General features: G+C 72.5%; 12 protein-coding genes and 1 riboswitch. Of the genes, 6 read left to right on the forward strand and 6 right to left on the reverse strand.

The features are described 5' to 3' along the window. Positions 1 to 309: 309 nt before the first annotated feature. The 3 genes from ACF07N_RS06695 to ACF07N_RS06705 form a co-directional block, all read right to left on the reverse strand. Positions 310 to 1,110 (reverse strand): enhanced serine sensitivity protein SseB C-terminal domain-containing protein, encoded by an 801-nt coding sequence (locus ACF07N_RS06695; RefSeq protein ID WP_383325442.1) that lies wholly within the window; start codon positions 1,108 to 1,110, stop codon positions 310 to 312. 183 nt (positions 1,111 to 1,293) lie between these two features. After that, the gene (locus tag ACF07N_RS06700; protein WP_392109250.1) at positions 1,294 to 2,082 is read right to left on the reverse strand and encodes an enhanced serine sensitivity protein SseB; all 789 of its coding nucleotides are present in this window, start codon (positions 2,080 to 2,082) and stop codon (positions 1,294 to 1,296) included. Positions 2,083 to 2,995: 913 nt separating this feature from the next. After that, positions 2,996 to 3,664, reverse strand: coding sequence for an AAA family ATPase (locus tag ACF07N_RS06705; RefSeq protein ID WP_392109253.1), 669 nt, complete (start codon positions 3,662 to 3,664; stop codon positions 2,996 to 2,998). A gap of 222 nt (positions 3,665 to 3,886) precedes the next feature. Continuing rightward, a riboswitch (glycine riboswitch) is annotated at positions 3,887 to 3,986 on the forward strand. Positions 3,987 to 4,084: 98 nt separating this feature from the next. On the opposite strand from ACF07N_RS06705, the gene gcvT reads away from it, so the two are divergent. The 6 genes from gcvT to ACF07N_RS06735 all read left to right on the forward strand — a co-directional run bounded on the left by gcvT (position 4,085) and on the right by ACF07N_RS06735 (position 10,634). Continuing rightward, positions 4,085 to 5,254: a glycine cleavage system aminomethyltransferase GcvT gene (gcvT, locus tag ACF07N_RS06710; RefSeq protein WP_392109255.1), complete on the forward strand. Its 1,170-nt coding sequence runs from the start codon at positions 4,085 to 4,087 to the stop codon at positions 5,252 to 5,254. 98 nt (positions 5,255 to 5,352) lie between these two features. Continuing rightward, complete coding sequence (gene gcvH / locus ACF07N_RS06715) at positions 5,353 to 5,730, forward strand: glycine cleavage system protein GcvH (RefSeq protein ID WP_086562694.1); 378 nt, start codon at positions 5,353 to 5,355, stop codon at positions 5,728 to 5,730. A 14-nt stretch (positions 5,731 to 5,744) separates the two neighbouring features. Continuing rightward, positions 5,745 to 7,007, forward strand: a complete 1,263-nt coding sequence (gene glyA, locus ACF07N_RS06720; protein WP_392109258.1) for a serine hydroxymethyltransferase — start codon at positions 5,745 to 5,747, stop codon at positions 7,005 to 7,007. Between the two features lie 101 nt (positions 7,008 to 7,108). Continuing rightward, positions 7,109 to 8,476 (forward strand): L-serine ammonia-lyase, encoded by a 1,368-nt coding sequence (locus tag ACF07N_RS06725; protein WP_383337636.1) that lies wholly within the window; start codon positions 7,109 to 7,111, stop codon positions 8,474 to 8,476. Positions 8,477 to 8,578: 102 nt separating this feature from the next. Next, positions 8,579 to 9,991 carry an MFS transporter gene (locus tag ACF07N_RS06730; RefSeq protein WP_392109262.1) on the forward strand — a complete coding sequence of 471 codons (1,413 nt, stop codon included), beginning with the start codon at positions 8,579 to 8,581 and terminating at the stop codon, positions 9,989 to 9,991. Between the two features lie 85 nt (positions 9,992 to 10,076). After that, complete coding sequence (locus ACF07N_RS06735) at positions 10,077 to 10,634, forward strand: glycoside hydrolase family 25 protein (protein ID WP_383337632.1); 558 nt, start codon at positions 10,077 to 10,079, stop codon at positions 10,632 to 10,634. A gap of 12 nt (positions 10,635 to 10,646) precedes the next feature. Here the strand turns inward: ACF07N_RS06735 and ACF07N_RS06740 are convergent, their stop codons facing one another. The 3 genes from ACF07N_RS06740 to ACF07N_RS06750 all read right to left on the reverse strand — a co-directional run bounded on the left by ACF07N_RS06740 (position 10,647) and on the right by ACF07N_RS06750 (position 12,646). After that, positions 10,647 to 11,345, reverse strand: a complete 699-nt coding sequence (locus ACF07N_RS06740) for an NADPH-dependent F420 reductase (RefSeq protein ID WP_392111055.1) — start codon at positions 11,343 to 11,345, stop codon at positions 10,647 to 10,649. Positions 11,346 to 11,471: 126 nt separating this feature from the next. Then, positions 11,472 to 11,684: an EF-hand domain-containing protein gene (locus tag ACF07N_RS06745; RefSeq protein WP_311685626.1), complete on the reverse strand. Its 213-nt coding sequence runs from the start codon at positions 11,682 to 11,684 to the stop codon at positions 11,472 to 11,474. A 47-nt stretch (positions 11,685 to 11,731) separates the two neighbouring features. Beyond that, positions 11,732 to 12,646 carry a MerR family transcriptional regulator gene (locus ACF07N_RS06750; protein WP_392109266.1) on the reverse strand — a complete coding sequence of 305 codons (915 nt, stop codon included), beginning with the start codon at positions 12,644 to 12,646 and terminating at the stop codon, positions 11,732 to 11,734. Positions 12,647 to 12,689 lie beyond the last annotated feature (43 nt).

A 12,689-nucleotide genomic window follows, 5' to 3' on the forward strand; every position in this document is an offset into this window, starting at 1 on the left:
GCCTAGCCCCTGGCTGCCGCTGTAGCGGTTTTGTTTGACTCGTACACGAGACCGACCGGCCCGCGTCTTGCCGGGAGTCTTCAACGCTTTGGCGATCAGTTGCCAGACTTGGCGGTGAAAGGATGCGTAAACGTGATGCTGTCTGGGGGGTTCCGTTATCCGGACAACGGGTAACAGGGGTCGGACGCGTCGAGCTAGGGGCATTTTAGGACATAGCCGCCTTTTTCACCCTTATCTACGCGCGAAGAGTGCGGCTGATGTCGCCTTCCGGAGGGCGTCGAACCAGTGCCGGCGGGGACTCCGGGCGGCTCAGAACCGGCCCTGGGCGGGCGGGTATCCGTAGCCGGACGCGGGGGCCTGGACGGGGGCGGTGGCGTGGGCCTCGCGGTCGTAGAACGGGCGGGCGTTCGCCCGCAACCACATGGCGACCGGGTCGTGTTCGTCGGACATCGCGACGGTGGAGACGGGGAGCCCGTCCGGGACGGCGCCGAGGGACTGCTGCATCATCGCGCGCACGGAGTCCACGGCCTGCGGCGAGGTGTCGTACACGTCCAGCCCGATGGCCAGGTACGGCGCGCCCAGCGCGGGCTGCACCCAGGCCCGGCGCAGCGAGCGGACGGCCGGGGTGCGGTGGGCGTTCTGCGCGAGCAGGGCGTAGAACTGCGGGACCTCGATGGCCGGTTCGGACAGCCGCAGCGGCCCGGCGGGCTGGCGGTCCAGGCCCGTGGCGATTCTGCGCAGGTCCAGCCAGGGGATGCCGACGCCGCCGCCGGGGGCGTGCGGGTTGAGCCAGAGGCCGTAGCGGTCGGGGTAGAGGGCGCGGGCGACGTCGAGGCCGTCGACCACCTCGTACGAGCGGTTCCAGCCGCTGGCCGACAGCTCCTGGGCGGAGGTCACGCAGGGGGCGTAGCCGTAGCCGTCGACCTCCATGCTTCCGTACTGGGCGTCCGGGGAGCCGGCCTGGCCCTGCCACAGGAGCATCCAGATCTGCCCGGTGTGCGGGGTGGCGAGCGCGCGCAGGAGTGCCTCGTAGGCGTCGTAGCGCCCGGGCGTGACCTGGCGCAGCATGTGCTCGACCTGTCCGGCCGCGGCCGTGCCGCTCGCGCTCACCTTTACCGCCCCTTCGTACAACGCCTCGACCGTGACCTAGCTTAAGCCCGCCCACCGACTCGGGACCTGACCTCGCCGGCGCGTGCGGGTCCGCGCGCGGCGCGGCGCGTCCACGTGGTGGCGCCGCACGGTGTCACGGCCCGCGTGCACGGTGTCACGGCCCGCGTTCCCGGAGCGGCCGTCCTACCGCTGGTAGAAGGGCCGGACCCGGTCCTTCAGCCAGTCGCCCACCGGGTCCTGCGCCACGTCCAGGAGGACCAGGTTGACGGGCCAGGGCGCCGGGGCCCTGGTGACGGCCCGGGTCAGCGCCTCCAGTGGAAGGGCCCTCAAGTCCCCCTCCCACTGGGAGAGTTCGACGCCGACGAACATCACGGGGTCGGCGGTCTCGATCGCCGCGAGGCAGCGGCGGGCGGTGAGCACGACGCCGGTCGCCTCGAACTCGGCGGAGGCGGCGGCCAGGAAGTCCACCGGGTCGTCCTGCCAGTCGGGCTCGAAGAGGCGGACCCGGCCGCCGCTCGCGGGGCCGTCCAGCGGGGTCCGGCCGGCCCGGCACAGGTCGGCGACCGCGGGGGGCGGCAGGGGTATGCCGACCACACCGCCGGGGTTGACGACGATCCCCGCGTGCGGGGGCAGGCCGCGGGCGAACTCCACGGCGGGGGCGATGGTGTACGACATGTGTGCGCCGACGACCTGGCGGAACTGCTCCTCGGAGCTGAACACCGGCACGTACGCCTGGCCGTCGATCTCGACGGCCGGCAGGTCGAGGGGGCCGCTGTGCGGGCCGCCGCCGCTGGGGAGCGGGACCCAGACGAAGCTCCGGCCGAGCACCTCGACGATGCGCCCGCCGGCCGCGGGTCCGGCGCCGAGGGCGGCCGAGAGCACCTCCTCCAGCTCGTTGCCGGGCCAGCCACCGTGCGGGTGGGTCTGCGTCTGCGCCGGGAGGTCCGCGGAGAAGTCCGCCGGGAAGTCCATCTGCCTAACCCCTGCCTGGAACCACTGCTGAGGCTGAAAGGCTAACGGCTCGGGGGCCGGAAGGGGCCGGGCCGGGAGGGACCGCTCACGGCTCGGGCGCCGGCCGCCGTCCCCGCGGCCCGCCGACGGGGTCCCTCGGCCGGCACACGCAGGGCGCCGCCCGGCCGCCGACCGGCGGCTGACCGGCGGCTGACCGGCGGCTGACCGGCCGCTGACCGCCCGGCTGTCCGCGTCGACGGCACCGGCCGGCACACCGCCCGCCCCGCGGGCCCCCGCCCGTCGGCTTCGCCCGCCGAGTGCGCCCACGCCCCCTGACCTCGCCGACCCGGGGCCCACCGCGCCGGGGCCCACCGCGCCGGGGCCAGCGACCTGGCCCACCGGCGTGGGCCCGCCGCTCTGAGGCCCGTCATCCGGGCCCGTCGTCCGGGCCAGCCGCCCCGGGACCGCCGACCCGGGACCGCCGACCCGGGGCGGCCAACCCTGGGCCGCCGACCCGGGGCGGCCAACCCTGGGCCGCCGACCCGGGGCGGCCAACCCTGGGCCTGTCGTCCCGGGCCTGCCGGTGCGAGGCCCGCCCGCCGGTTCGGGCCCGCCCGCCCAGGCCCGCCGCCCCCGAACCCGCCGCCCCAGGCCTGCCGGTTCGAAACCCACCGCCCCGGGCGCAGCAACCGGGCAAGCGCACGAGATCCACCCGCGGAGGCGACGCCCACCGGCCCCGGGTCGGTGGGCCCGGGTCGGCGGGGCTTGGGTCAGCGGGCCCCGGGTCGGGGGCCCCGGGCGGCGGGGGCAGGGAGTCCGGAGTCACCTGCGGGCAGGCCGGACGGGGCGCTTGCGTCGCATCCGTCGCCTCGGACTCACGGCCCGGCCGTCGTCACGCCACGTACCGCCACCCCGTCGCACAACGCAGCACCCGTCACCCCGTGAAGCCGATGCGGCGGAGCGCGTTCGCCGCCGCGCGGTCGGCGAGCACGGCCGAGCCGCAGCCGGAGGGGAGGTCGCCCTGTTCCACCGCGCGCAGCAGCCGGGCCGTCGCCGCGCGGTGGCGTACGAACGCGTAGCGCGAGACGCCGCGGCCGCGGTCGCGCTGGCCCGCCAGGGCCTGTTCGGGCGTGACGTCGAGGAGGAGCAGATGCATGCTGCCGCCCCGGCGGCGGGCCTCGCGGGCGAGCCAGCGGCGCACCCAGGCCTGCGTGCCGCAGTCGTGCACCACGATCCCCTCACCCGTGCGCAGCGCGCGGCGCAGCCCGGCGTAGTGGGCGAGACGGACGAGCGGGCGGTAGACCGCGTACGGCAGGAAGCCCGGCATGCGGCGCTCCCAGCGGTCGCGGGTGTCCTGGGAGTCGACGCGCCGGCCCGGGACGGTACGCCGCATGAGCGTGGACTTGCCGCTGCCGGGCAGCCCCGTGACCACGACGATGTCCCGGGGGCCGAACAGCAGCGCGTGCGGGCCGCGTCCGGCGCGGTCGCGCAGATCGCGGACGACCGGCGCCGGCACCGGGCCGCACACCGCCCGGGCCGGCGCGGCCGGCTGCTCGGGCAGCGCCATGCCCGTGGTCGTGGCGTACGCCCTGGTCCTGTTCACCGTGATCGTCCTCCCCTGGGGCCAGGTACGGAGTCCCATCCCCGCCGAGTGTAAAAAGAAGGTAATGCCGCAGGCCTCTCATTTCCGTACTCTTCCTGCAACAGGGCTGCTACAGGTCACCGTGTCCGGTGCGCGGGACGCGCGCACCCCCTGGGAAAGGTCCCCCTGCCGCGCCGGAAGGATGCGTGCAATGATGTGCGCGCCAACTGCATACCGGCCGTTTGAATCCGCGCGGGAGAGTTCCCAGCACCGCTGACGCTGGGGCGCCGAAGGAGCAAGTCCCTCCCTTGAATCTCTCAGGCCCCGTTACCGCGCGGGCGAGGCACATCTGAAAAGCGGGCCGCTGCCACAGCGGTCCCACCCAAGGTGCAAGTCATGGACCGGCGCGGTCATGGCGAACCTCTCAGGTTCCGATGACAGATGGGGAGGAACGCCCTCGCCCCTCATTGCCCTGGGAGACGACCGACCGTGAGCAGTACAGGAGAACTCCGTCACACCGCGCTCGATGCCCTGCATCGCTCGCTCGGCGCGACGATGACCGACTTCGCCGGCTGGGACATGCCCCTGCGCTACGGCTCCGAGCGCGACGAGCACCTCGCCGTGCGCACGAAGGCCGGGCTCTTCGACCTCTCCCACATGGGTGAGATCACCGTCACCGGCCCGCAGGCCGCCGCACTCCTCGACTACGCCCTGGTGGGCAACATCGGCGGCGTGAAGCCGGGCCGCGCCCGCTACACCATGATCTGCCGGGCCGACGGCGGCATCCTCGACGACCTGATCGTCTACCGCCTGGGCGAGACCGAGTACATGGTCGTCGCCAACGCCTCCAACGCCCAGGTCGTCCTGGACGCGCTGACCGAGCGGGCCGCCGGCTTCGACGCCGAGGTGCGCGACGACCGGGACGCCTACGCGCTGATCGCCGTCCAGGGTCCCGAGTCCCCCGGCATCCTGAAGTCCCTCACGGACGCCGACCTCGACGGGCTGAAGTACTACGCCGGCCTGCCCGGCACCGTCGCCGGGGTCCCGGCCCTGATCGCGCGCACCGGCTACACCGGCGAGGACGGCTTCGAGCTGTTCGTGAAGCCGGAGCACGCCGTCGAGCTCTGGCAGGCGCTGACCAAGGCGGGCGAGGCCTCCGGCCTGGTCCCGTGCGGGCTGTCCTGCCGCGACACGCTGCGCCTCGAGGCGGGCATGCCGCTGTACGGGCACGAGCTGACCACCGCCCTGACGCCCTTCGACGCCGGTCTCGGCCGCGTGGTGAAGTTCGAGAAGGAGGGCGACTTCGTGGGCCGCGAGGCCCTGCGCGAGGCCGCCGCCCGGGCCGAGCAGAACCCGCCGCGCGTGCTGGTCGGCCTGGTCGCCGAGGGCCGCCGGGTCCCGCGCGCCGGGTACGCCGTCGTCGCCGGCGGCGAGGTGATCGGCGAGGTCACCTCCGGCGCCCCCTCCCCCACCCTCGGCAAGCCGATCGCCATGGCCTACGTCGACGCCGCGCACGCCGCGCCCGGCACGCCCGGCGTGGGCGTGGACATCCGGGGCAGTCACGAGCCGTACGAGGTCGTGCCGCTGCCGTTCTACAAGCGGCAGAAGTAGACACTGGCCACGGGCGCCACGAGCGCCCGGGGCACCTCCACCCCGCTCACCAGCGGTCCCTTCACCAGCACTCCCGCGCGTACAGGAGAATTCAGGCCATGAGCAACCCCCAGCAGCTGCGCTACAGCAAGGAGCACGAGTGGCTGTCGGCCGCCGAGGACGGCGTGTCGACGGTCGGCATCACGGAGCACGCGGCCAACGCGCTCGGCGATGTCGTGTTCGTCCAGCTTCCCGAGGTCGGGGACACGGTGTCCGCGGGAGAGACCTGCGGTGAGCTGGAGTCGACCAAGTCGGTGTCCGACCTGTACTCGCCGGTCTCCGGTGAGGTCACCGAGGTCAACGAGGACGTCGTGAACGACCCGTCCCTGGTGAACTCGGCCCCCTTCGAGGGCGGCTGGCTGTTCAAGGTCCGGGTCACGGACGAGCCGGGCGACCTGCTCTCCGCCGACGAGTACACCGCGTTCTCCGCCGGCTGAGGAGTCGTAGCCGTATGTCCGTCCTGAACACCCCCCTGCACGAGCTCGACCCGGCCGTGGCCGCCGCGGTCGACGCCGAGCTGCACCGCCAGCAGTCCACGCTGGAGATGATCGCCTCCGAGAACTTCGCCCCGGTGGCGGTCATGGAGGCGCAGGGCTCGGTCCTCACCAACAAGTACGCCGAGGGCTACCCGGGCCGCCGCTACTACGGCGGCTGCGAGCACGTCGACGTGGTCGAGCAGATCGCGATCGACCGGGTGAAGGAGCTGTTCGGCGCCGAGCACGCCAACGTGCAGCCGCACTCCGGCGCCCAGGCCAACGCGGCGGCGATGTTCGCGCTGCTCAAGCCGGGCGACACCATCATGGGTCTGAACCTCGCCCACGGCGGTCACCTGACCCACGGCATGAAGATCAACTTCTCCGGCAAGCTCTACGACGTCGTCGCCTACCACGTGGGCGAGGACGGCCGGGTCGACATGGCCGAGGTCGAGCGGCTCGCCAAGGAGTCCCGGCCGAAGCTGATCGTGGCCGGCTGGTCGGCGTACCCGCGGCAGCTGGACTTCGCCGAGTTCCGCCGGATCGCGGACGAGGTCGGCGCGTACCTGATGGTCGACATGGCCCACTTCGCCGGGCTGGTCGCGGCCGGGCTGCACCCCAACCCGGTGCCGCACGCGCACGTGGTCACCACCACGACCCACAAGACCCTCGGCGGCCCGCGCGGCGGTGTGATCCTCTCCACGGCCGAACTGGCCAAGAAGATCAACTCCGCCGTCTTCCCCGGTCAGCAGGGCGGTCCGCTGGAGCACGTGGTCGCCGCCAAGGCCGTCGCGTTCAAGGTCGCCGCCTCGGAGGAGTTCAAGGAGCGCCAGCGCCGTACGCTGGAGGGTGCCCGCATCCTGGCCGAGCGTCTGGTGAAGGACGACGTCCGGGCCGTGGGCGTGGACGTCCTGTCCGGCGGCACCGACGTGCACCTGGTCCTGGTCGACCTGCGCCACTCGGAGCTGGACGGCCAGCAGGCCGAGGACCGCCTTCACGAGGTGGGCATCACCGTCAACCGCAACGCGATCCCGAACGACCCGCGTCCGCCGATGGTGACGTCCGGTCTGCGGATCGGCACCCCGGCCCTGGCCACCCGCGGATTCCAGGCGGAGGACTTCGCCGAGGTCGCGGACGTCATCGCCGAGGCGCTGAAGCCGTCGTACGACGCGGAGGCCCTCAAGGCCCGGGTGAAGGCCCTGGCCGACCGGCACCCGCTGTACCCGGGTCTGGACAAGTAGCGCCGGACAACGGCCGCGAAGAAACCTTTCGGGTGCCGTGCCGCCACAAGCGGCGCGGCGCCCACCCCCTTGGCACCACCCCCGTAGTCAGGAGTTCCCCCGTGGCCATCTCGGTCTTCGACCTGTTCTCGATCGGCATCGGCCCGTCCAGCTCCCACACCGTCGGCCCGATGCGCGCGGCCGGCCTGTTCGTCCGGCGGCTGCGCAACGAGGAGCTGCTCGGGTCCGTCGCCTCGGTCCGGGCGGAGCTGTACGGCTCGCTCGGCGCGACCGGGCACGGCCACGGCACGCCCAAGGCGGTGCTGCTCGGCCTGGAGGGCGACTCGCCGCGCACGGTGGACGTGGAGACCGCCGACGAGCGGGTGGAGAAGATCAAGGCCGGCGGCAGGCTGAACCTGCTCGGCGAGCACGAGATCGCGTTCTCCTTCGACGACGACATGGTCCTGCACCGCCGCAAGGCCCTGCCGTACCACGCCAACGGCATGACCCTGTGGGCGTACGACGCCTCGGGCGCGGAGCTGCTGACCAAGACCTACTACTCGGTCGGCGGCGGGTTCGTCGTGGACGAGGACGCGGTCGGCGCCGACCGCATCAAGCTCGACGACACCGTCCTGAAGTACCCCTTCCGCACGGGTGACGAGCTGCTGCGCATGGCCCGGGAGACGGGGCTTTCCATCTCGGCGCTGATGCTGGAGAACGAGCGGGCCTGGCGCACGGAGGAGGAGATCCGGGAGGGCCTGCTGGAGATCTGGCGGGTCATGCAGGCGTGCGTGGCGCGCGGCATGTCCCGCGAGGGCATCCTGCCGGGCGGTCTGAAGGTGCGCCGCCGGGCCGCCAACACCGCGCGCAAGCTCCGCTCCGAGGGCGACCCGCTGGCCCTGTCGATGGAGTGGATCACCCTCTACGCGATGGCCGTGAACGAGGAGAACGCCGCCGGGGGCCGGGTCGTCACCGCCCCGACCAACGGCGCGGCCGGCATCATCCCGGCGGTCCTGCACTACTACATGAACTTCGTGCCCGGCGCCGACGAGGAGGGCGTGGTCCGCTTCCTGCTCGCCGCGGGCGCGATCGGCATGCTGTTCAAGGAGAACGCCTCCATCTCCGGCGCCGAGGTCGGCTGCCAGGGCGAGGTCGGCTCGGCCTGCTCCATGGCCGCGGGCGCCCTCGCCGAGGTCCTCGGCGGCTCGCCCGAGCAGGTGGAGAACGCGGCCGAGATCGGCATGGAACACAACCTGGGCCTGACCTGCGACCCGGTCGGCGGTCTGGTCCAGATCCCGTGCATCGAGCGCAACGGCATGGCGGCGGTCAAGGCGGTCACGGCGGCCCGTATGGCGATGCGGGGCGACGGCTCGCACAAGGTGTCCCTGGACAAGGTCATCAAGACGATGAAGGACACCGGCGCGGACATGTCCGTCAAGTACAAGGAGACGGCCCGGGGCGGTCTCGCGGTGAACATCATCGAGTGCTGACGGCGCCGGCGAAGGCGTCTCACATCGCGAGAAGGCTGTACCGCGAAACAAGATGGCTGACATCGTTGCAGCAGCCATGTTTCACGCGTGAAAGACCGAGCGATGCCCGCACCAGCCACCGGTTCCGCCCCGACGCCCGTCAACCCCCGCTCCCGGGTCCTCGTCGCCAGCCTCATCGGCACGACGATCGAGTTCTACGACTTCTACATCTACGCGACCGCCGCGGTGCTCGTCTTCCCGCAGCTGTTCTTCCCGAGCAGCGACCCGACCACCGCGCTGCTGTCGTCGTTCGCGGTCTTCGGCGCCGCGATGGTGGCCCGCCCGGTCGGCGCCGTCGTCTTCGGGCACCTCGGCGACCGGCTCGGCCGCAAGAAGACGCTCGTCGTCTCGCTGCTGACCATGGGGCTCGCCACCTTCCTCATCGGCGTCCTGCCCACCTACGCCCAGGCCGGCTGGGTGGCCACCGCGCTGCTCGTGCTGATGCGGCTCGCGCAGGGCTTCGCGCTCGGCGGCGAGTGGAGCGGCGCCGCCCTGGTCGCCACCGAGAACGCCCCCAGCGGCAAGCGCGCCCTGTACGGCACCTTCCCGCAGCTGGGCGCCCCGCTGGGCTTCATCATCGGCAACGGCCTGTTCCTGCTCATGGGCGCGCTGCTGCCCTCCGCGGCCGGCGCCGACCCCACGCAGCCCTCGGACGCCTTCCTCGACTGGGGCTGGCGCGTGCCGTTCCTGTTCTCCGCCGTGATGGTCGCCATCGGCCTGTGGGTGCGCTCCCGGCTCGTCGAGTCCGCGGTGTTCACCAAGACCCGCGCCTCGGGCGGGGTGCGCCGGCTGCCGCTGGCCACCGTGGTGCGCGGCCACGGCAGGCAGCTGGTCCTGGGCACCTTCATCATGCTGGCGACCTACGTGCTCTTCTACCTGATGACCACGTTCTCGCTGAGCTACGGACGCACCGCGGAGGACGCCGCCGTGCCCGGACTGGGCTACGGCTACACCACCTTCGTCCTGATGCTGATCTTCGGTGTGCTGTTCTTCGCCGCCTTCACCCTGGTCTCCGGTCCGCTCGCCGACCGCTACGGGCGGCGCTCCACGCTGACCTGGATCACCGCCGCGATCGTGGTCTTCGGACTGGTCTGGGAGCCGCTGATCGGTCTGGGCACCGGGGGCGTGCTGCTGTGGCTCGTGCTCGGCTTCACCCTGATGGGCCTGACGTTCGGCCCGATGGGCGCGCTGCTGCCCGAGCTGTTCCCGACCAGCGTGCGCTACACCGGCTCGGGCATCTCGTACAACGTCAGCTCGATCCTGGGAGCGGCCGTCGCCCCGTTCATCGCCGTGGCGCTGTGGGAGGCCGGGGACGGCTCGCCGTGGCTGGTCGGCGTCTACCTCTCGGCGATGGCCGTGCTGACGCTGGTCGCGCTGCTGCTCGGCAAGGAGACCAAGGACGTCTCCCTGGACGACGGGGAGACCTCCCGTACCGAAGACCCGGCACGCTCCGTGACCGCGACCGGCGGAAGTTGACATCTGCACATCGGGCCGCGGCAGCCCGTGCCATGGTGGTGGGCACCAACTCCCCCTCCCCCACCGGCACGTCAGGGAGCCCCCCATGCTGCGCGGCATCGACGTGAGCGCCTACCAGTCCTCCTCCTACGACACCGACGGCCTCTCCTTCGTCTTCGTGAAGGCGACGGAGGGGCGGTCCTACGTGAACCCCAAGCTGGCCGCCCAGACCGAGCGGGCGCGGGACGCCGGCCTGGTCGTCGGCTTCTACCACTTCCTGTGGCCCGGCAACCTCACCGCCCAGGCGGAGTACTTCGTCGGCAGGGCGCCGGACCGGGCGGGCGACATCCTCGCCGTGGACTGGGAGACGACCGGCGACGGCACCCACGCCAGCAACGCGGAGAAGGACCGGTTCATACGGAAGCTGAAGGAACTGCGTCCGGACAACCGTGTGGTGCTCTACTGCAACCGGAACTTCTGGCTCAACGTGGACACGACCTCCTACGCCGGCGACGGGCTGTGGATAGCCGACTACGTCTCCGCGGGAAAGCCCCGCATCAAGGCGAAGTGGCGTTTCCACCAGTACACCGACGACCCGCTGGACAAGAACGTGGCCGCGTTCGAGAGCAGGGCGGCGCTGCGGAAGTGGGCCACCGGCGCCTGACGCGCCGGGCTGCTAGCCGCTGAAGTCCGCCGTGCGCTCCGGGGACGCCTCCGACAGGGCCTTCGTGACCTCCTGGACCCCGCCGCGCAGGCCGTAGACCGGGGTGCCGGGCTGCTGGCGCCAGGAGTCGTCGAGGCCGCCCGCGTCGACCGTGTCGAAGCCGAGTTCCTCGATCAGCTCGCGCACCTTCCGCTTGGCCGCCTCGTCGTCCCCGGCCACCGGCAGGGCCAGGCGGCCGGGATCGCCGGCCGGGCGGTGGCGGTCCAGGATGTCCTGGGCGTAGGTGCCGTTGAAGGCCTTGACGACGGGGTGGCCCAACTGCCGTTCCGTCCAGCGGCTCTCGGTCAGCCCCTCGTCCTCGATCGCGGCGATCCGGCCGTCGCGCTCGCGGGGGTAGTAGTTGCCGGTGTCGATGACCGCGACGCCCTCGGCGGCCCCGTCGAGCAGGCCGGACGGCAGGTCCGGGACCGCCTTGACGGGGATGGTCACCACCACGACCTCCGCGCCGCGCGCGGCCTCCTCGACCGGTACCGGCGTCGCGCCGGTCTCCTCCGCGAGGGCCGTGAGGGTGTGCGGGCCCCTGGAGTTGGCGACGGACACGTCATGACCGAGGGCGGTGAGCCGCCGGGTCAGGTTGCCGCCGATGTTGCCCGCTCCGATGATGCCGATCTTCATGTCGTCGCCCCTCCGGGATGGACAGCGCTCACTGATCCTTGTGATCCCGGCAACCTCGGGAGCGGACGGGCTATTCCGGGCCGGGGGCGGAACCCGGCATGCCGAGGGGGCCCGGTCCGTGCGGGCACGGACCGGGCCCCCTCGCTCGGATTCCCGGGCGGCCTACTTGTTCAGGTAGCCCCAGAACTCGTCGAAGCTCAGCTTCTTGTCGCCGTCCAGGTCGCGGCTCTTGATGACGACCTCGGCGACCGACTCGGTGACGTTCCAGTCACCCGACTGGGCCAGGGCGGTCTTGAACTCGGCAGCGGTGATGAATCCGTCACCGTCCGTATCGATCCGCTCGAACTGCTTGCGTGCTTCCTCGATGTCCGCCACCGATCGCCCCTCGTCTCGTGCTGTACGTCGTACTGACGCAGGTCAGATTATCCGGCCACGCGGGCTTCCAGTGCGGCGACCACCCAGGCGAACTCCTCCCGGTGGGCCGCCCCGGGCCCGGTGCCCTTCACGACGGCGAGCAACTCCCGGTAGCGGGCGACCCGGTGGGTGGCGTGCGAGCGCAGCCGGTCCAGGACGAGGGCGGGGTCGGCCGTGCCCAGCACGGCGTCCAGCACCGGGCCGGCCTCCGGGGAGCCGGGGGCGATGCCCCGCTCGCGGGCCTCGGCTCCGAGCCGTACGAGACGCCGGGAGAACCACAGGGACGCCCCGGCGGGGGTGCCGTGGCCGTGGTCGGCCGCATTGGACTCGGCGACCCGGCGCATCTCGGCCCGGAAGCCGGGGTCCTGGAGCATCTCGGCCAGTTCCAGCCAGGCGTCGACCTGTTCGGGCGTCGGTTCGTCGGGCAGGTCTGCGGCGATGCTCCGCATGCGCTCGCGGATCACCGGGTCCGCCGTGTCCAGCCCGTGGAAGGTCTCATCGACGAACTCCTCCAGAATGCGCCGCCGCTCGGCCGCGGACAGCCGTGCCAGTCTGTTCATCAGGGTCGTCTCCTCCGCGTCGGAACCCCGCTGCGCGACCGTCGACAGCACCGCACGGGTCACCTTCAGCGACCGGATCCGCGCGTCCAGCGCGACCACGTGCGCGGCCGCCACCTGCGCCACCGTCGCCTCGCCCGCCAGCACCCGGCGGACGTCCGCGAGGCCGAGCCCCAGCTCGCGCAGCGTCCGTACCAGCTCCAGGCGGGCCACCGCGGCGGCGTCGTAGAGCCGGTATCCGCCCTCGGACCGGGCCACCGGGGGCACGACGCCCTCGTCCGACCAGTAGCGGATGGTGCGTACGGTCAGTCCGGTGGCCCGGGCCAGCGCGCCGATGGTGAGCAGTCCGGTGCCGTCGTCGGTCATGCCCGGAAGTCTGGACCCTCCAGCGGCCGGAGACTCAAGGCGC

The sequence above is a fragment of the Streptomyces sp. NPDC015242 genome, from assembly GCF_043079125.1.
Lineage (GTDB): Bacteria > Actinomycetota > Actinomycetes > Streptomycetales > Streptomycetaceae > Streptomyces.